This is a genomic window from Acidiferrimicrobium sp. IK, assembly GCF_025499425.1.
Classification (GTDB): Bacteria; Actinomycetota; Acidimicrobiia; order Acidimicrobiales; family Palsa-688; genus Acidiferrimicrobium.
The window spans coordinates 19,871-39,313 of sequence record NZ_JAIMCB010000022.1 but is presented as its reverse complement, the minus strand read 5'-3'; the positions used below and the strand labels follow the sequence as shown (position 1 = coordinate 39,313).

General features: G+C 66.8%; 13 protein-coding genes. 6 read left to right on the top strand and 7 right to left on the bottom strand.

All coding sequences use genetic code 11. From position 1 onward, the window contains the following. Window positions 1-32 precede the first annotated feature (32 nt). Both K6U06_RS22910 and K6U06_RS22905 read right to left on the bottom strand, forming a co-directional pair. Window positions 33-1,748, bottom strand: coding sequence for a thiamine pyrophosphate-binding protein (locus K6U06_RS22910; protein ID WP_262324307.1), 1,716 nt, complete (start codon window positions 1,746-1,748; stop codon window positions 33-35). Between the two features lie 50 nt (window positions 1,749-1,798). Further along, on the bottom strand, window positions 1,799-2,515 hold the full coding sequence (locus K6U06_RS22905) for a TenA family transcriptional regulator (RefSeq protein ID WP_262324306.1): 717 nt from the start codon (window positions 2,513-2,515) through the stop codon (window positions 1,799-1,801). Between the two features lie 156 nt (window positions 2,516-2,671). Between K6U06_RS22905 and K6U06_RS22900 the strand changes: the two genes are divergently transcribed. The 4 genes from K6U06_RS22900 to K6U06_RS22885 all read left to right on the top strand — a co-directional run bounded on the left by K6U06_RS22900 (window position 2,672) and on the right by K6U06_RS22885 (window position 7,769). After that, window positions 2,672-4,405 (top strand): PucR family transcriptional regulator, encoded by a 1,734-nt coding sequence (locus K6U06_RS22900; protein WP_262324305.1) that lies wholly within the window; start codon window positions 2,672-2,674, stop codon window positions 4,403-4,405. Between the two features lie 100 nt (window positions 4,406-4,505). Then, a complete protein-coding gene (locus tag K6U06_RS22895; RefSeq protein ID WP_262324304.1) occupies window positions 4,506-5,903 on the top strand; it encodes an MFS transporter in 1,398 nt (465 codons plus the stop codon). A 312-nt stretch (window positions 5,904-6,215) separates the two neighbouring features. Continuing rightward, window positions 6,216-7,403: an McrC family protein gene (locus tag K6U06_RS22890; RefSeq protein WP_262324303.1), complete on the top strand. Its 1,188-nt coding sequence runs from the start codon at window positions 6,216-6,218 to the stop codon at window positions 7,401-7,403. Then, entirely contained in the window at window positions 7,404-7,769 is a 366-nt protein-coding gene (locus K6U06_RS22885) for a hypothetical protein (RefSeq protein ID WP_262324302.1), read from the top strand. A gap of 11 nt (window positions 7,770-7,780) precedes the next feature. On the opposite strand, the gene K6U06_RS22880 is transcribed toward K6U06_RS22885, so the two are convergent. Further along, window positions 7,781-7,912, bottom strand: coding sequence for a hypothetical protein (locus tag K6U06_RS22880; RefSeq protein ID WP_262324301.1), 132 nt, complete (start codon window positions 7,910-7,912; stop codon window positions 7,781-7,783). A 56-nt stretch (window positions 7,913-7,968) separates the two neighbouring features. Here K6U06_RS22880 and K6U06_RS22875 point away from each other — a divergent pair, with 56 nt between their 5' ends. Beyond that, complete coding sequence (locus tag K6U06_RS22875; RefSeq protein WP_262324300.1) at window positions 7,969-9,084, top strand: ATP-binding protein; 1,116 nt, start codon at window positions 7,969-7,971, stop codon at window positions 9,082-9,084. Window positions 9,085-9,146: 62 nt separating this feature from the next. Next, window positions 9,147-11,870 (top strand): ATP-dependent helicase, encoded by a 2,724-nt coding sequence (locus K6U06_RS22870; protein WP_262324299.1) that lies wholly within the window; start codon window positions 9,147-9,149, stop codon window positions 11,868-11,870. Between the two features lie 79 nt (window positions 11,871-11,949). Here K6U06_RS22870 and K6U06_RS22865 read toward each other — a convergent pair whose 3' ends face one another. The 4 genes from K6U06_RS22865 to K6U06_RS22850 form a co-directional block, all read right to left on the bottom strand. Next, complete coding sequence (locus K6U06_RS22865) at window positions 11,950-12,438, bottom strand: DUF4411 family protein (protein WP_262324298.1); 489 nt, start codon at window positions 12,436-12,438, stop codon at window positions 11,950-11,952. Next, window positions 12,438-13,583: a helix-turn-helix domain-containing protein gene (locus K6U06_RS22860; protein ID WP_262324321.1), complete on the bottom strand. Its 1,146-nt coding sequence runs from the start codon at window positions 13,581-13,583 to the stop codon at window positions 12,438-12,440. The genes K6U06_RS22865 and K6U06_RS22860 overlap by 1 nt, the downstream gene beginning before the upstream one ends. Window positions 13,584-13,647: 64 nt before the next feature. Next, window positions 13,648-16,335, bottom strand: a complete 2,688-nt coding sequence (locus tag K6U06_RS22855; protein ID WP_262324297.1) for a site-specific DNA-methyltransferase — start codon at window positions 16,333-16,335, stop codon at window positions 13,648-13,650. Beyond that, a complete protein-coding gene (locus K6U06_RS22850) occupies window positions 16,335-19,433 on the bottom strand; it encodes a BPTD_3080 family restriction endonuclease (protein WP_262324296.1) in 3,099 nt (1,032 codons plus the stop codon). The genes K6U06_RS22855 and K6U06_RS22850 overlap by 1 nt, the downstream gene beginning before the upstream one ends. Between the last annotated feature and the right edge of the window lie 10 nt (window positions 19,434-19,443).

Genomic DNA, 19,443 nt, shown 5'->3' with positions numbered 1-19,443 from the left:
AGCTTGGATGTCGCTCAAGATTGTCCCTTCGGTCACTTGTACATGGTCTGGTTCTGCGTGCCGGGGGCGTAAGCGTCGGGATCCAGCCACACGTTGATCACCGCGCAGGTTCCCGATCGGCGGGCCCGTTCCAGCGCTGGGGCCAGGTCCTCCGGGCGGCGCACTGCCTCCCCGTGGATGCCGAGCATGTCGGCAAACTTCTCGAAGTGAACGTCGCCCAGGTAGTTGGCAACTGCTCCCCGCTCCGGTCCATATTTCTGGATTTGCCCGCAGCGAATTTGGTTCATGTACGAGTTGTTACCGACGATTGCTATGTAGGGGAGGTCGAAACGGACGGCGGTCTGGATGTCGAAGGCAGTCATGGCGAACGAGCCGTCACCGAAGAGGGCGACCACCTCCCGGTGGGGGTAGGCCAGCTTGGCGGCCATAGCGAAGCCGGTCCCGACCCCGAGGGTCCCGAGCGGACCGGGATCCATCCAGGCGCCCGGCGACTTGGGTTGGATGACGTTGCCTGCGAAGGTGACCACGTCGCCGCCGTCACCGACGAATATCGACTCTTCGGTCAGGAACCGGTCGATCTCGTAAGCCAGCCGGTAGGGGTGGATGGGGGTCTGATCGTTCCGCAGCTCAGGTAGGCGGCGCTCCACCAGCTGGCGTTCCTGGCCGCGCAGCCGCTCGATCCAGCGGTTGCGGGTGTCCTTCTGGGAGGCGCTCAGCGGGCCGGCGGCGGCGGTGACAGCACTCAAGATCGCACCGACATCCCCGACCATGCCCAGATCCACGTCGCGGTTGCGGCCGACGGTGGTGAACCCCATGTCGACCTGAACCACGGTGGGGGCCTTAATGCTGGCCCCGTAACGAAGCCGGAAATCGAACGGGGTGCCGACCACCACCACCAGATCAGCCTCGGTGAAGGCGGCTCGGCGGGTCAGCTGGAAATGCAGCGGGTGGCCGGGGGGCAGCGTGCCCCGGGCCGCTCCGTTCATGTACACCGGAATCTGAAGGGAGTCGGCGAACTCGAGTGCCGCATCGGTGGCACGGCAGGTCCACACCTGCTGGCCGAACAGCACGCACGGCCGCTCTGCCTCCTGCAGCAGCTGAGCCAGCCGGGCAATGTCGTCGGGATCTCCAACCGAGCGCGTAGACGCCCGACTCTTGCCAGCGACAGGAACGCGGGCCGCGGAGAGGGACACCTTGCGGTCAAGGATGTCGCGAGGAATCTCCAGGTACGAGGGACCACACGCCCCGGCGAAGGCCTCCCGAGCAGCCATGGTCACAAAATCGGCCACCCGAGTGGTGTCGGGCACCGTGGAAGCGAACTTGGTGATGGGTCGCATCATTTCCACGTGCGCCAAGTCCTGCAGACCGCCCATGCGGTGCTGGCTGAGGGCGGCCTGGCCCCCCACTAGCAACATGGGGCTCTCGGCCCGCAGCGCATTGGCTACCCCGGTCACTGCATTGGTGGTGCCCGGCCCGGCCGTGACCACCGCGCAGCCAAGCTGTCCGGTCATGCGGGCGTAGCCGTCGGCGGCATGGGCTGCGACCTGCTCGTGGCGCACGTCGATGATGCGGATGCCCTCGTCCAGACAGCCGTCATAGACGTCGGAGATGTGGCCACCGCACAGGGTGAAGATTGTGTCGACACCCTCGCTACGGAGGGCCCGGGCCAGTAGATGGCCTCCAGATACCGGGGCATCGACCGGTTCGGACTCCCTCCCCCCTACCTCGCCTTGGCCTTCTGATGCCATCCCGAACTCCCCTCTTCTCGAACTGGTCTTGGACGTATGTGCGGGCTGGCTCAGACCTCGCCGTAACGGCGGACCAGCTCCCGGTGCAGGCCGTCCATGTACATCCAGCGCATTTCGGTGGCCTGGTGGACTAGGTCCAAGCAGCGCTGTTTCTCGGCGGGGGTGTCGGCGTACTTCTCCACGATCTGGTAGCCGCGCTCGCCGTGAACCACGTCGGAGGAGATGTGTACGTCGAAGAAGATGGTCTCATCGGTGGTGAACCCGTACTTCTCGCGCAGCGGCGGCAGCTGGCGGATGTAGATGCCCGGCGTCTGGGACTCCAGGCCCACGATCAGCGCGGCCGATGCACCGACGAAGTCGTGGGACTTGGCCAGTGTCTCGCACCAGTAGCGCAGACCATTGGTGGTAGGCAGAGCCGGAGTGGACAGGATCTGATCCCGGGTCCAGCCGCAAGCCTCACCGAAGTGGATAAGAAGCTCAGTGTGAGGGGTGCCCATCTCCTCTTCCCACATGTTCTGAAGGAGGAAATCACGGGCGTCCTTGTGCGGACAGTCGGCGAACATGGCTCCCAGCCATTCCGAAAAATGCCCCACGTAGTGGAGGTGCTGTGCCACCCAGAACGCGAAATGATCCTTCTGCAGGCGCCCCTCCGACCATGCCACTGAAAAAGGCGATGCCTGAGAGTGCTTACCGGCCACCGCAGCCTCTAACTGCAGGCGGAAGGGGGTCTTCTCCTCTTGCGCCGGGGGGGTAATGGTGATGGACATCAAATGCCTCCTCAGGGACGATTCTTTAGTGACGTCGAGCGCAATCTAAGGGTCATCCTCAGCAGCTACAATGGTCGACGTGCACAACTTTGGGGTTCCATCTCTGGCAGTTGTCACAGACGGTCAGCCGACGCACCCGGGAAGCCGGTTGCGGCCGTGAGCGTCCACCACAGTCCGGGCGAGGCGGGGATGCAGCACTCGTTCACGGTGGCGTCGCTGCTCGAGGAGCCACTGCTGCGGGCCTCCGCTGTGGTCGGCGGCAGCCCAGAGAGCCGGGAGGCGCGAGTGGAGTGGAGCCTTCCCCTCTCCGATGCCCTCGTCGCTGGAGCGGCGCTCAAGGGGGTGGTGGTGGTAGGCCAGGCGGAGTTGTTGGACTCCGATCCGGTAGTGGCGGCCGAGCAGATGGACCGGCTGCACCAGGGGGGGGCCGCTGCGCTGGTCGTGCTGACCGGCCCGGCCCAGCAGAGCGCGGCCCCGGAGGTGGGGAAGTCCCCGCCGCTACCGGTGATCATGGCGCCGCCTGGCACGAGTTTCGCAGCCGTCAATCGGCTAGTCGCAGAGAAGCGGCTGACGCAGGACGCCCATGCGATGGCCTACGGCGTGAGCGTGCACCGGGAGTTGGCCGACGTCCTCTATCGGGGGTCAGGCCTGTCGGCCATGGCTCGGCGGATCTCCCGGCTGTCGAACTGCCCGGCGTTCCTGCTCGGCATCAACTTCGAGGTGCTGGCCTACGAGTCGTTGAGCGCAGCGGCAGTGCCCGATCCCGAGGAACTGATTCGAGTGCTCCGCCAGCAGTTGGCATCTGAGCCAGCACCGCCCGGAACTCACGTCGGCGCCCGGTGCCTGGAGGTGGACCTGGAGCAGCAGACGGTCAGCGTCGTGGTCGACCCCATGGTGCTGGGCGGCACTACGTACGGATGGGTGGTGATTGTGGAGTTCGACCATCCCCCACACCGCCACGACCTCGCCCAGCACCTGGTGGTGGCCGAGCAGGCGGTGATGATCACCGGCTCCGAGATCCTGCGGCTGCGCAGCATCGAGGAGTCCGAGGAGCGGGCCCGGGGAGACTTCGTTCATGCCCTGCTACACGGCCGGTTCACCAGCTCCCACGAGCTGTCCAATCGCGCCGCCCACCACCACTTCGACGTGGAAGGGGTTTACGCAGTGGTGGTGGCACGTGGCGTGCTCGACGCGGCCACGACCACCGGCCTCAGCCGGTCGGCCAGCGTGGTGCGCACCGTGCAGCAGCTTTCCGACGGGCCCGAAACGACCATGGCGACCCCGCTCGGCGACTTGCTGGTGGTCGTGCGCAAGGTGTCACGGGCAGGCCGATCCCGAGCCGCGGCGAGCCCGGCGCAGGAGGCCGGCGAGTTCGCCCAGGCGCTGCTCGACCTGCTCGGAGGGGCGGAGTCGGGCGTCAAGGCGGCGGTAGCCGTGGGCAGGCCCGGCAAGGGTGTGCCCGGCATCATGAACAGCTACCGGGAGGCCCGGGTGGCCTTGGAGGTGGCTCGTAGCCTGCGCTTCGACGGCGTGGCAAACTATGGCGACCTGAGGGTATTCGCGGTGCTGGCCCATGTGGCCCAGGAGGCCGACGGCCGAGCCTTCGCGGAGGAAACCTTCGCTCCGCTACTCGGTGCGGTAGACCGGAGCGAGGACCTCGAGGCGGTACTGATGGCCTACATCGAGAGCGGCGGGAACCTAAACGCCGCAGCCCGCAACCTGTACATGCACCGCAACACGGTGCTCTACAAGCTGGACAAGGCATCTCGGCTTCTGGGCGTAGACGTCCGCCAAGCCGAAAACCAGTTCACCATCTGGCTGGCGCACCGCATCCGGGTACTGACCGAAGCGGAGACGGAGGTCAGTCGAGAGATCGGCCCGTTCCCCTGAACGTCGCCTACCGCGGGTAGGGCAGGGTGGCTAATCGAGTCCGTCGGTTTTGTGCAGAACGCTCGTTGATTTGCCCGGGGGTTGATTCCAACCTGATCCGGTGAACCGCGGAGGGCTGCAACCGGGATCGTTCGGGTCCCGCCGGGCGGAGTGGCTCGTGCAGACCCCGCTGCTGCTCGGCTCGTTCGTCGGCACACTAAGCAACAACATCGTCAACGTCCCGCTTAAGCAGATCATGGGCGGCCTGCACGTGCCCCTGTCCCTGGGGTTCCTGGTGGTGGTGTCGTTCAACGTGACCTTCGCGGCACTGATGCCGGTCACCGGCTGGGCCGGCGACCACTTCGGCCGACGACGGGTCTTCTGCGCGGCCCTGGCCGCTTTGGCCGTGGGCTCGGCCGGAGCGGCCGTAGCCCCCAACCTGACCCTGCTCGTGGCATTCCGGGTGATCCAGGGGGCGGCCACGGCAGCCATTCTGCCCAACGTGATGGCCCTCACCACCCAGATCTACGGCCCGGCGCGACGGGGGCGAGGACTCGGGCTGTGGTCAGCGGCCAACGGTCTGGGCCAGGCCACCGCGCCGCTGCTGTCGGGGGCGTTGGCCGGATGGTTATCGTGGCGAGCCATCTTCTGGCCGAGCGTGCCGGTGGCGATCATCGGGTTGATCGCGGCGTTGCGGCTGGTGCCCGAGACCCCACCGGGCCGGTCCGCCATCGAGTGGCGCGGCGCCAGCTCGATCACGCTCGGAGCCGGTCTGTTGCTCTCGGCCGCGGCCATGGCTCCGGTGGGCGGCACGGCACTGATTGTTGGCGCCCCAATGGCGGTGGCGGGCCTGGTGTCCATGGGCATGTACGTGCGGGCCAGCCACCGCTTCGACCCACCGTTCCTTCCTCCGTCGTTGTTGTCGGAGCCGTCGTTCCTGCGCAGCTCAGTAGCAGTCATCGCCCAGATGTTCTGCTTCGCCGCCGTCATGCTTGCAGTACCGCTGAACCTGGCAGCGGGCAGCGGCGTCTCACCCGCAGCGGTCGGCTTGTACTTATTCGCCCTGCCGGCGACCATGACCGTGCTCTCCCCCCTGTCGGGCGTGGCCATCGATGTCTTCGGACCTCGACGCACCATCCGCCTCGGCTTGTCCATCCTGGCCGCAGCCTTGGCCGGGCTGGGAGTCCTGCTCAATCATCCGGCTCACGCCTCGCTGGCGCTGATCGCCCTCTTGGTAATGGCCGGATGCGGGGTGGCCATGGTCCAGACTCCAGCCGCCACCGGGGCCACCCGCTCCACCGCCGGAAGGCTGGGCGCCGGGATAGGCCTCTTTAATCTGCTGCGCTTCGCCGGCTCCGCCCTCGGCGGGTGCTGGGTGGCGGCGGTGCTCAGCTCGGGGGATCTCTACGGTCCGCTCTTCGCTGGGTGCACGGCGGTCGCTCTGGTCGGCCTGGGCGCCACGTGGGCCGGCACCACACCGGCGGCGGAATCTGCGTCCACCGAGGCGGCCGCCATCTGAGCCTCGATCCACCGCGCTGAGCGTGCAGTGACCGCTGGAACTGGTCGTCCCTCCACTCCACCGCATCTGGCGCACCGCCATCCTTCCCCTGCTCCAGGACCACTTCTTCGGGGAGTGGAACGCGTGGCCAACCGGTTCCCCCTCGAAGATCTCCTTCGGACGGTCGGCGTGACTCCCGAGCACGCCCCAGCCGAAAGGGGCGGGGAAAACGACGGGAATGCCGACTGACCCCGCCGGCCCGGGGAGCGACATCCGGCTCCAGGAGGCGGCCCACCAGCAGTCGTCGAACTCGACGAACGCACCGCCTACCGCTTGGCCGAAGCGGGGGTCTGCGCAGTAGCGCCGCTCGGGCCCGGCCGGTGGGAGGTCCGTGACGCCGGCAAGGTGGGCGTCGTGCGCCTCGACGGTGTCACTGTCTGGGTGCGCCCGAAGGTGCCCGTGGCGAGGCTCCTCTGGCTGCTCGGGTACGCCAAGAAACCGGGATGGCAGGTCGGCGACCTCGTCAGCTACCTGCCCGACGGCGAACTCGTACCGCTGCTCGCCGACGCCTACGCCACCCAGGCCGAACGAGCCATCGCCGCCGGCCTCCTCCAGGGCTACCGCCAGGTCGACGAGGCCAGCCCGGTCCTCCGAGGCCGCCTGCGGACCGACGACCAGCTGCGCCGCCAGTACGGCATCGCTGTCCCCCTCCTGGTCCGCTACGACGACCACACCACCGACATCGCCGAGAACCGCATCCTGCGCGCCGCCAGCGACCGGCTCGCCATCCTCCCCGGCGTCGGCCCCGCCACCCGGCTGCGCGTCCGTCGGCCGCGCCACGACCTCGACGTAACTCCCCTGACCTCAGGAGGGAGTCTTCCGGCGTGGCAGCCGACCCGGCTCAACGCCCGCTACCACGACGCCCTCTGGCTGGCCGAGCTGATCCTCGCCGGCGGCGCCGTCGAGCACGGCCCCGGTGGCATCCGCCTCCAAGGCTTCCTCGTCGACATGTACAAAGTCTTCGAGGACTTCGCCACCGCCGCCCTCGGCATCGCCCTGGCAGCGATCGAAGGCAACGTCGCGGCCCAGGATCCGAACTACCTGGACGAGGCATCCGAAGTGAAGATGAGGCCGGACCTGGTCTGGTACATCACCCGACACCCCGCCGCGGTCATCGACGCCAAGTACAAACCCGAGAAGCCGTGGGGCTTCCCCGACGCCGACCTCTACCAGCTCCTCGCCTACACCACCGCACTCCTCCTCGACCAGGGCCACCTCGTCTACGCCAAGGGCAACGAGGCATCGAGACACTGGCGCATCCGCAACACCGGGATCACCATCACTGCCCACACCCTCGACCTCCAAGCCAGCCCGCTACAGATCCTGGCTGACGTGGACGGCCTCGCCGCCAGATCTCCGCCGCCATCAATCGAGGATCACGATCGCCGACCTGATGGCCGACTACGGGCAGTCCCGCCGGCGCTGGCCACCTCCGAGAGGAATTGCACGAACGGGAAGTAGGTGGCCACGAGGCGCTGCGCCACCCCACTTCGAGCCGGACCGCAGTCCCCCGCCTTGCGCCAGGCCGGCGTCGGCGTCGGCATCGGCGATCGAGGCATCGGCAGGACCGTCCTCCTCAACGAGATCGAGCGGGGCGTGTCCAGCGAGTTTTGGTGGCCGGTACTCACCCACCAGGCGACCCCCGACGACGATCTCGTGGGGTCGCTCGTGGACAAGCTGCCGGGCGCGGCCACTCGAGCGTGGAGTCGAACCGGGCGGCTTCTGCGTGACCTCGACAAGGAGCTCACCGTCAACCTCGGCGTGGTGCGCGCCGACGCCAAGCCGACTGCGTCCCGCTCCGCCAAAGCGACCCGAATGACCGCCTGAAACGCCTGCCGCTAACCGCAGGGGAGTTCGCCCGCTCCCGCCGTAGCGGACTTCTCGTCACCGTCGACGAAGTACACGTCGTGGCCGCCTCCCCGATCTCCACCGCTGAGGATCGCCGAAGTCTCGTGGCCTGCGGTGCGCATCTAAAGACCTCTAAAAACTCTAAAGCGCTCTAACCAGCCGGGGTAGGATCGATCCTGTGGCCAACCCCTTCAAGCCTAGCTTCGGGGTCAGCCCGCCCCTGCTGGCCGGGAGAGACCCCTTGATCGAGCAGTTCGTCGAGGCGCTGGAGGACGGGCCTGGTTCTGCGGGAAGGGCCACCCTCTACACCGGCGCGCGCGGCGCGGGTAAAACCGTGATGCTCAACGCCGTGGAGGCCCAAGCCCGTCAGCTTGGGTGGCTCGTAGTGTCGGAGACGGCGTCGCCGGGATTCGTGGAGCGCATCGCCCGCCAGCACCTGCCCAGGCTCCTCGCCGAGCTCGATCCTGACGCCGTGAAGCGTCGGATCAGCGGAATCACCGGACCTCTCAGTTCTGGAGCAGTGACCTGGGAGACGGAAGACACCCACGTGCCCGACTCCAGCTTGCGAGACCGGATCCAGCGGCTGACCGACCTCCTCGCCGGGAACGAGACCGGCCTGCTGATCACCCTCGACGAGATCCACCGAGACCAGATCGGTGAGCTACGAGAGCTGGCAACAACCGTCCAGCACGCCTTCCGAGAGGAGCGCAACTTGGCATTCGTCGGCGCAGGCCTCACGTCCGCGGTGAGCGATGTCGTCAACGACAACGTCCTCACGTTCCTCCGCAGGGCAGAGCGCCACGCGCTCGGATCCGTCGGCAAGGAAGGTGTCCGCCGGGCGATCCAAGAGCCCACCGAGGCATCCGGGCGGCGGATCGACCCCGAAGCACTCGAGATCATGGTCGAAGGCACCAGGGGCTACCCGTTCCTGATCCAGCTGGTCGGGGCGCAGACCTGGCGTCTGCACCCAAAGGTACGGTCGATCTCGACAGCAGACGCTGCAGAAGGAGTCGCGCGTGCGCTCCGCCGGCTCGGGGCACTCGTCTACGAGCCGGCGCTGAAAGACGCCTCGACCATCGACAAGTCATTTCTCCTAGCGATGGCCAAAGACGACGGCCCGTCGAAGATGGCCGACATCCAACGCCGGTTGGACGTCGACGTCAACTACGCGTCCCAGTACCGGCTGCGTCTCATCGCCGCTGAGCTCATCGAGCCCGTCCGCCACGGCTACGTCGACTTCGCCCTCCCTTACCTCCGGGAGTACTTACGCGACCACGCCGTCGCTGACATCTGACACGGGTCCTTGCTATTGCCTAACTCCTACTCACCGGCAGCCGATTGGCGCATACTGGTGGGATGGGAGGGCCGGTGCTGGACGGGGACGCGCTCGGCGCCGTTCGTTACCGCGGTGGGCACCTGCAAATCATCGCCTCGGCCGGCTCAGGAAAAACGGAGGTGGTGTCGCAGCGCGTGGTGGGCCTGTTGGCTGACGGAGTTGCGCCGGCTGGCATCGTGGCGTTCACATTCACCGAGCGCGCTGCCGCAGAGTTACGCCGGCGGATCGCCGAACGGGCCGAGGAGCGGCTTGGCGTCGCCGTGCTGGATCAGCTCGGTGCCCTCTTCGTAGGGACCATCCACGCCTACTGCTTCCGGCTTCTGCAGAAAGTCGTCCCCCGCTACGAGACCTACGACGTCCTTGACGAGCACGAAGTCACGGCGTTCTTGGCCCGGGAGGCAACCCGGCTCAACCTGAAGCAGCTCGATCCTCGCAACCGGCTGTTCGGATCCATCAGCCGGTTCCTGGCCGGCGCCGAGATCGTTGATAACGAGCTGCTCGACCCGAGAACTCTGCCCGAACCCTTCCGTTCGGTCCTGGCGGAATACCTGGCCACGCTGGAGCGGTACCGGCTGCTCACCTACGGCCAGCAGATCGCGCTGACCGTCGAGGCCCTCGGGGACCAGCAGGTGGCCGGTGCAGTCCATGCCGAGCTTCGACATCTCATCGTCGACGAGTACCAAGACGTCAACCCGGCACAAGAGCGACTCATCCGGCTTCTCACCGGACCCCACACGGCGTTGTGCGTGGTCGGTGATGACGACCAGGCCATCTACCAGTGGCGCGGATCTGACGTCGGCAACATCGTCACCTTCGTTGACCGCTACCCCGACGTCGCGACCTTCGAGATCACCACCAACCGTCGGAGTCGCCCCGGCATCGTCGCTGCTGCGAACCGCTTCGCATCGACGATCCCCGGGCGACTCGACAAAGCGATGGGCGTAGCCCGGCCGCCGAGCGGCGCCTCGGAGGTTGTCGCATGGCGGGCAGAGACCGAGGCGGAGGAAGCGGGCTGGATCACCAACCTGGTCCTCGACGCCCGTGACAACGGCGTCGCGTACCGGGACATGGCGATCCTGGTCCGGAGCCGGGCGGCCTACCGGGCGCTGGTCGACGCGTTCAACTCGTTCGACGTCCCGGTCCAGCCCGGAGGGCGGACCGGGCTGTTCGACCAGCCCGAAGCCCAAGTGCTCGGCAAGACCTTCGCGTGGATGACCGACATCGAGTGGAGGGCGGCGTTCGGGCCAGGGGCGTTGCTCCACGAGGGTGATCTGCTCGAGGAGTACCGCCACGTCTTCGACCTGGACGGCCCTGCAGTCAACCGCCTCCGTCGGCTGCTCCGAGAATGGCGGGGCGCCGTGCCGGCGAAGGACCGCACAGCAGATCTGGTCGGTGAGCTCTACGAATTGCTCGGCGAGTTGGGTGTTCGCCGCTGGGACCTGACCGATCCGCTGCAAGTGAACCGTCTGGGCACCCTGGCCCGTTTCTCCGCACTCCTCGCTGACTACGAATCGGTCCGTCGCCGCGCCCGTGTCGATGTCGACACCCCAGGCGAGCAGGTGGGTGGGCAGGACCGTGGCGACTGGTACTACCGCAACCTGGCCATCCACATCGTCAACTACGCCCAAGGCGCCTATGAGGGCTTCGACGGGGAGGCCGACGTTGCCCTCGACGCCATCGACCTGACCACCGTCCACCGAGCGAAGGGCCTCGAGTGGCCGGCAGTGTTCGTGCCGTCCATGACCGCCGGGCGGTTCCCGTCCCGAAGGACCGGCACGGTCGGGGATTGGCTCGTGCCACGCGATCTCTTCCCGGCCGCCCGGTACGAGGGGAGCGACGCTGACGAGCGACGCCTGTTCTACGTTGCCATGACACGAGCCCGGGATTGGCTGTCGGTGTCCCGTCACGAGCGGGTGACCACGCGGGCCGTCGCTGCGTCGCCCTACTACCTGTCCCTCGACGACCACGACCTCGACCCTGCCGTCGTCGCCGCACCGACGGCCGAGGCCACGACCGTCGCCGACACGACGCTCGAGATCACCTACAGCGAACTGGCGGCGTACCTCGATTGCGCCATGGCCTACCGGCTCCGGACCCTGCTTGGCTTCAAGCCACGCCTGGCCCCCGAGCTCGGCTACGGCAAGGCCGTCCACCACACGCTGCGCACCGTGGCCGACTACACCGCTCGCACCGGTGCGGTGCCCGGAGCGGCGGACATCGAGCGTCTGTTGGACGGTAGCTTCTTCCTCCCGACAGCCAACAAGCCGGCGCATCGCCTCCTGAAGGACGCCGCTCGCCGACTGATCGTGGAGTACTGCACCAGTCACGGTGACGACCTACACCGGGTGTGGGAGACCGAACGGCCCTTCGAGCTGCACCTCGACGGTGTCACCGTCTTGGGCCGGGCCGATGTCATCTTGGACCATGAGGGCGGCGTGGCAACCAACCTGGCCATCCTCGACTACAAGACCTCCACCCGGCCCGGCGACGACCACGACCTCCAGCTGCAGGTGTACGCCGACGCGGGACGCCGCGAGGGACTCGACATCCGAGGCGCCTACGTCCACGACCTAAAGGCCGGCGCCCGGGACCCCGTCGACGTGCAACCCGCGACCTTGCAGGCAGCGGAGGACACCGTGCGCTCAGCAACGCAGCGGTTGCGGGACCGGGACTTCACTCCCTCGCCAGGAGCGCAGTGCCGACGATGCGAGGTGCGGACCGTGTGCGCGGCGGCTCGGACGTAGCACCCGCCGTTTGACCGCCCAGCGCCGCGCAGCGGACCGAAGGCAGGATGCCCGAGCGGGGTTCGTCGGGACGGGGGTTTCACGCCCCGATGACGAACCGGGCGTGCTCGGATCGCAGCATCTGGAACGGTGTCACGCACCGCACTCCCACGCCGATGCACGCGTTGGGGATCTTGATCCGCCTGAGAGTGTTGGCGACCACCTCGTGGGTGACGACGGTGTGGTCATGGGCATGCGCTTGGGCCACGAGGTAGTAGTCGGCGACCTGAAGAAACGTCGATACCGCCGCGGGGTCATAGCCTCCGGCGCTGGCCCAGGCGCTCACTGCCCGCAGGCTCGGCACCGTTGGAGGGTCGGGCTCGAGGAAGAAGCCGGCCACTCGCTCGGCGGCCCACTCGGCCAGCTCATCGCCGCCACCGATGAGCTCGGTACGCACGCTGTCGACGCTGAAGACGAGCCCGCCCTGGTGCGCTTGGTCGATCCAGTCCCAGAAGGCCGGGCAGAAATCGAAGCCGTAATGCAGGTTCTTCGCCTGGATGAAGACGTTCGAGTCCAGCAGGTAGGCCATTAGCTCGTCCCGAGACGAGCAGCCATCTCCTGGAAGGTGGTCGCCTTCTTGAGACCGAGCATCCGGAACGCGTCGCGATGCAGGGTCTGCCCCTCGAGGGTGCTGGTGACCACCGCCCGAGCGAACCGGCGGCTGACCCGGGCCGGCTGGGTGTTGAAGAAGTTCCCACCGCTGCGGCCGCCGCGTGCCTCGACAATCCCCATGATCCGATCCAGCTCCGCTCGGTACGCAGTCCGGTAGGCGTCCCAGGTCAGTCCGCCAGCGTCATGGACCCGGCGGAGCACGACAAGCGTGCTGACCTTGTAGCGGCGGGCGACCCGTTCGAGCTTGTCGGTCAGTGGCTCGTCGGCCAGCAGGTCGTCCCGGCCCGCAGCCAGTGGGAGCAAGACCTCGGCCGCGACCTGGTTGCACCAGCGCTCCGTCGCCCCGCCTCGCTCCGCTGCCGGATCGATGTCGTCGAGTGCCGTCCCGCCGATCCACACGTGCGCCAGCTCGTGGACGAGCGTGAAGATCTGGGCCGCCTTGGTGTCCGCTCCGTTCAAGAACACCAACGGGGCCCGGTCGTCGACCAACGCGAACCCTCGGAACTCCGCAGGATCAAGCCTCCGATGGGTGTTGCTCCCCACGACCCCGCTCACCATGACGAGCACCCCGAGATCCTCCGCCCGCTGGGCCAACAGCCGAAAGGCATCGGACCACGACCCGCCGCGCTCGCCGACAGAGAACCGAAGCGCAGACCGCATGACCGAGGCGGCGTCAACGACCGGGACAGCCACGTCCAACGACCCGACGGCCGCAACCGGCTCCTCGCCGTTGAGCTGGGCGAAGTCCCGATACCACTCCTGGCGTTGCTCGCAGAGGTAGATCGTTTCCAACAGGTCCGGGCTCGCACGCCGAACCCCGACGTCGCCCATCGTCCGGAAGTCCGGGATCGGGATCGACTCCGCTGGAGGTTCAGAGAGGAAGAGAAATCCGACCGGCGTGTGAGTGGCCTGCGCGTAGCTCTCCAACTGTTTCAATGTCGGCAGCCGCTCACCGCGCTCCCAGTCCGCCAACCTAGGAAACCGGTGCCCAAGGTCTCCGACGGTCAGGCCGGATCGCTGGCGGGCCCAGACCAGCATCTCGGGTTCGACTTCTACACGCATGGACACCGAACCATCGTGACGCGCCGGTGAGACATACCGCCCCTCGGCCGCAAGTCGCAGGCGATCACCTTGCGAGCGTCGCCTCTACATCAAGCACCTTGACCACCTCGTCGCCGTAGTCGTTGATGACCTTGACGGCGATCTTCCCAGTCGACGGCGCCGGGAATGGCCGGGAGGCCGTCTGATACAGCGACGACCAGGCCTCCTCGTCGATGTCTGCCTTGAGGGCCTGCTTGAGCCGCTTGTAGGGGTCTTGACCGCCCGTGAAGTAGCAGTGCCGGACGAAGAACGACTCCTCGTCGTAGTCGGTGTCGATCATCCACAACGCAATCTGGTCGGTGCCGCCGCTGCGGACCTCGCCAATGGTCGGGTCGTAGACGTCGACACCTCGGATCTCGACGGTCAACTGACCGTCATCGGTCTGACTGAGGGTGATGTCGGGCTCGCCGAACACGGTGAAGAGGTTGCCGGCGCCGGTCTTCTTGAGCTCCTCCCCCATCACCAGGTCCGCGTTCATCCGCACCAGGAGGACCGGGACCCGCCCGAGGCTGCGCTCGGCGGCGACGTCGAAGCTCTCATCGGTAGCGGCGAACTCCTCGGCAGCGCCGAGCACCTGGGGATCGAAGGCGAAGCCCAGGATGCACAACAGGTCGATGTCCGACGCCTTGGTGGCCTCTCGAGCCGCGTCCTTGACGAACTTGGCGGACACGGTGCCGTACTGCGGGCCGATGGAGACGCCGACTCGGGACGGCCCAGCGCCGTCCCCCTCCCGGGTGCCCACCGCTTGGATGTGGAGCCCGGCGTAGGACTCAACGTCGTCGAAGGTCAGACGCTCAGCCTTGCGACCGTTCTGCACGCCGGCGGCTCGAAGGTTGTCGAGGATCGTCTGCTCGAAGGTCGGGGCGTCAGGATCCTTGGCGGCTTCTCGCTCGGAGACAGGCTCACTGCTCGGCGCGAACGCCAACGAACGGTGCGGTGACAGGCTCTCCACCGTGAACGGACCGGTCACCCGGACCTTGCGCTTGTCCTCGTAGGGCCTGTCGACCAGCTCCTCATACTCAGCGTGGCGCTTGATCGCTGCGTCGATCTGCTCCCGAGACATCCCATCGACGATGTCAGGGTTGTTGGCGATCGACTTCAGGGTGATGTGCTGGACTCGCTCGTACACGAAGCCCTGGCGGATGTCACCGTGAACCTCAGCCGGCGGAGGCGGAGTCGCACTGAGCTCCACCTCCTTCTTGCGACCCTCCTGAGAGTCCCGGAGGAGGTAGTACGGGAAGCGAGCACCCATGACCCGTTGGCGTGCGAGAGCTAGCGCGACTCGAGAGGTGTCAATGGTGATCCACCGTCGGCCCCACTGTTCGGCGACGTAGGCAGTCGAGCCTGAACCGCAGGTCGGATCAAGGACGAGGTCACCGGGATCCGTTGCCATCAGCATGCATCGCTGCACGACTCTCAACGCGGTCTGAACAACGTAGAGCTTGTCACCCGCATATTGATTCTGACCGACAGTATCTGTCCAGATATTGCTGAGCGGGAAGACCGGGAAATCATCAGCGAATCTCAGATAGCCAAGTCCGGTCCCACTCCGACTAAGACGTCCAGCTACCTTCAGGCGTGCCATACCGCTAGCGTGAGTTTTCCACTCACCCTTCGCAGGCAAGAACGAACGGCCGTCCAATTCAACCGGAAAATACCCCGTACGGTTACTTCTGACACGGGGCGAGGTGAGGTTATCGAGTCCGAAAATCAGCGCCCCCTCGGGGAGGGTACTACTGTCCGCACGCTCCTCCGGTCTGAGCGGACGCCGGGTCCCGTCTCCGAGAAGTACGCTGCCATACAAGCTCCCCCCGGCGCCGCCTATTATTTTCGTGGCATAAAGCTGACGGTATTTCATGTCTGGTTTAGACCTTGCATACCAGAGCATGAAATCTCCGGTCGCCGCCAGACCTTCGCCTGTAGTAGTCGCAGTTTTTCCGAACGTTATTTGGCTAACAAAGTTCTCAGGACCAAAGACCTCATCGAGGAGGCACCGTACTCGGTGCACGTTTTCGTCCCCGATCTGGACAAGGACGCTCCCCGATTCTGCCAAGAGGTCCCGGGATACCAATAATCGATCCCTGAGATACGAGAGATAGGATGAAACCCCAAGCTCCCACGTGTCACGGAACGCTTTGATCTGTTCGACCTCTCGGGGAAGGTCCTCGAGCTTGCCGTCGCGGACGTCACGCCGGCGGGTGGAGACCTGCCAGTTGGACCCGAACTTGATGCCGTACGGCGGGTCCATGTAGATCATCTGGACCTTGCCTCGGAGCCGTTCCCGGCTGTCGAGGCTCGCCATGACCTGGAGGCTGTCGCCGAGGATCATGCGGTTGGACCAGTTGGCCTCATGCTTGTAGAACTCGACGAGGTCGAGGTCGGTGAGACCGTCGAAGCTGTCGAAGAGTGTCGGCGCCTCCGCGGGGTTGGAAGCGCCGTGCTTCTTGAGGTCGTCGATGATGGCCCGGGGGTCGATCTTCTCCTGGATGTAGATCGGGGGAGCCTCGGTGGTGAGGTCGTCTTGGTCTGCCTCTTCCTTGCCCTGCCACACCAGCATCGGCGTCGAGAGGTTGCGGGGATACCTGACGGTGAGATCCGCGTCGATGTCGGGGCTGACCAGGTCCTGGGCGTCGGCGGTGGGGAGGTTGGCCCGCTTGTCGGCGTGGGTGATGGCCTCGACCGGTGTCGGTCCCGAGGGCTTCTTCGGCGGCATCAGGAGGTTCCTCCGGTGAGGTAGTCGATTCGTTCGGGGTCGCCCGTGATCGGTGCGTCGGCCCGGAGGGCTTCGATGGCGTCGCTGAGGGCGATGTCGGCGCCGAGCATGCTGGTGATCTCGACGTAGCCCCAGCGTCCGAACCCGCCGTGGTTGTTGACCGCCGTGCACCACTGGTCGCGAGCAGTGCGGGCTTTGACCGCTGCGGTCTCTTGGTCCTTGCGGCCGCCGGACACTTCGACGACGAGGGTTCGGGTGTGCTCGTCGCCGGGCCGGTCGACCAGTCGGACGAGGAAGTCGGGCCAGTAGTCGTGGCTGCGGCCCTTCCACAGGTAGGGGATGGTGAAGCCGAGGTGGTCGTTCTTCACGTAGGCGGCCACCCGGTCGTCGGCTTCGAGAAGGCCGGCGAGGGTCTGCTCCCAGCTGTTGCCCTTGGCGCCGTCGAGGACCACGTGGCTGACGTGGGACTTAGTGGCGTCGATGACGACCTTGCGGGTGACGAAGCTGACCGTGTCGGTCGACCCTTCCCCGTCGTAGCGACGGAGGATCGGGCGGAGGATCTCGTTGCGGGCCTCGGGATATCCGGCGATGGCGGAGAAGAGTGCTTGGGCGGCCTGGGCGGACGGTTCGGCGAGCAGCAGGGTCCCGACCGGAGTCCCGGGCGCGAACGTGACCCGCTTCGATTCGGGGTCGAGCCATTGCTTGGTCAGGTCGACGATGGCCGGGAACAGCCACGGCTTGAGGGCGCCGTCATGGCCGGGGAGGTGCCGGCGGAGGACGTCCGCGGCGACGGAGTATGCGACCTCCTGCGGGCGGGCGTGCTGGATGCGTTCCAGCTCCTGGCGGTCCGAGCCGCCGGCGAGCCCCGAGGTCTCGGTCCAGGTGGGGACCAGCTCCCGGTCGACGTGGAGCGTCGAGGTGTCCGTCTTGTCGAAGGCGACCGGCATCTCGGGAACCTCGATGCGGTAGCCGTCGACCTTGGGGAAGGTGATCCGCAGCGGGAGGCGTTCGTCGAGAGCCCGTACCTCGATCGCCGGTCGGGACGGCGGGGCGGGGGCGATGGACTTCTCGCTGGGCAAGAACGCGAACGGGACGCCGTAGACCTCGGCGTACTCCGGCTCGAACCGGCCGTTGTCGTTGGGGGCGTAGCTGCGGCGGCGCAGGCCTCGGCCGACGACCTGTTCACAGAGGAGCTGCGAACCGAAGCGGCGGATACCAAGGATGTGGCTGACGGTGTTGGTGTCCCAGCCCTCGGTCAGCATGGAGACTGACACAACGGCTCGGACGTGCTCGCCCAGCCGGCCCTTTTTGCCCACCGTGTTCATGACCTCGCGGAGGAGGTCCTCGTCGGTGAGCTTGTCGACATCGGCGCCGGGGTTGCGGCGGCGGAACTCCGCTTTGAACACGTCGATCTCTCGGGCAGCGACGTCCTTGAAGTCCTGCTTCATGGCTTGCCCGGATTCGAGCTGGGCGGAGTCGATGAGGATGGTGCGGGGTCGACGCAGCCATTGCCCGTCCGCCACGTTGGAGAGCAGGTCGAGTTTTCCGGGTCGGAGGACCTCGCGGCCGTCGGCGGCTTCGATCTCCACGCCTGAGATCCAGTCGTAGACCAGCTTGGACACGATGGTGTTGGGGCACACGACGATGAACACCGGGGGCGGCTCGCCTCGGGCCTCGAGGGTCGCCTGCCATTCGGCGTAGCGGCGCTGGTAGCTGCGATACAGGCTCTCAAGGGCCCCTTGGAGCTCTTTCGGCGGCGTCCATTCGGCGTCAGACTGGGCTTTGCGGCCAGCCCGCTTCGGCAGGTGGTCACCGATGTGGTCCCAAAGGGCCAGGTAGGTGGGCTGCTCGCCGGCGGCGTCGTCGTCGGTGGGGACTCTTGGGACCTTGACGATTCCGGACTCGATGGCATCCATGAGGGAGAAGTCGCTGACTACCCAGGGAAAGATGTAGCCCTCCTGGTAGCCCGAGCCGCCCAAGTAGAAGGGGGTGGCGGACAGGTCGTAGACCGCCTTGACGCCGACAGCTCGGGCAACCGCCCGGATGCCACGGAACCACACGCGGGCGCCTTCGTTGCGGTCTTTGGCTTCCGCCTTGGTGGTGGCGTCGAGGACGGTGTCGGCGGCCAGGGGCCGGTCCTGGTAGCAGTGGTGGGCTTCGTCGTTGAGAACAACGATCTCACCCTTGCCCCGGCCGGCCAGGTCGCGCAGGACCCGCTCGACCATCTGGGGTTCGGTCTCCTTGAACGGGTCGACGGACTTGCCGGCGGTGAGGAGCTTGCGAGTGTTCGCGGCGACCCCGCGCATCTCCTTGGCGTCGCGGAGAAGGAAGGTGTGGTAGTTGACGATAGAGATGGACGCGTCGGCAAGGGTGGGCCACAGGTCCGGGGGGACAAGGTCGCGCTGGCGGTAGTAGTTCTCGGAGTCGGCCGGCAGGATGACCCGCAACCGGTCGCGGATGGTGATGCCAGGAGTGACCACCAGGAACCGGTTGGTGAAGCGGGCGTCGCGGGGACTGAACGCCTTGTTGGCGGTGTGCCAGGCGATGAGCATGGCCATGACGACGGTCTTGCCGCTGCCGGTGGCCATCTTGAGCCCGACCCGGGGCAGCCCGTCGTTGTGGGTCTGGTTCTCGGCGTCGATCCGGGTCCGGAAGTCGGGCTCGCCTTTCCGGCCGGCAGCCTCTGCCAGGTAGATAGCCGTCTCGGCTGCCTCCCTCTGACAGAAGAGCATTCGGTCGTCTCGAGTCGGGTCGGCCCAGTGCTGGAGGAGCTTGCGGGTCACGGGTGTGACGCCCGGGTAGCCGTAGGCGCGCCAGCGGTCCACGCGTGAGCGGATGTCGTTGATGAGCGAGTTGACCTCTCGACGCTCGCCGGTCACGTCGAAGTCGAGTCCCGTCTGCTCGCCCGAGTCGTCCCTCAGGACGGGTGCATTACCGCGGCGCCGCCGCCCAACCGGCACTGGGATGAACGATTCGCTCGGCCGCCGCCCCGGCTTGACGGCGCCCGTGGGGCCGCTCGGACCGAGAACGAAGTGCTCCCCAGGCGGGTCGTACGGCGAGTTGAGGATGGGGTTCGCCAGCCCAGCAACCTCGGTCACACCCGGAGGT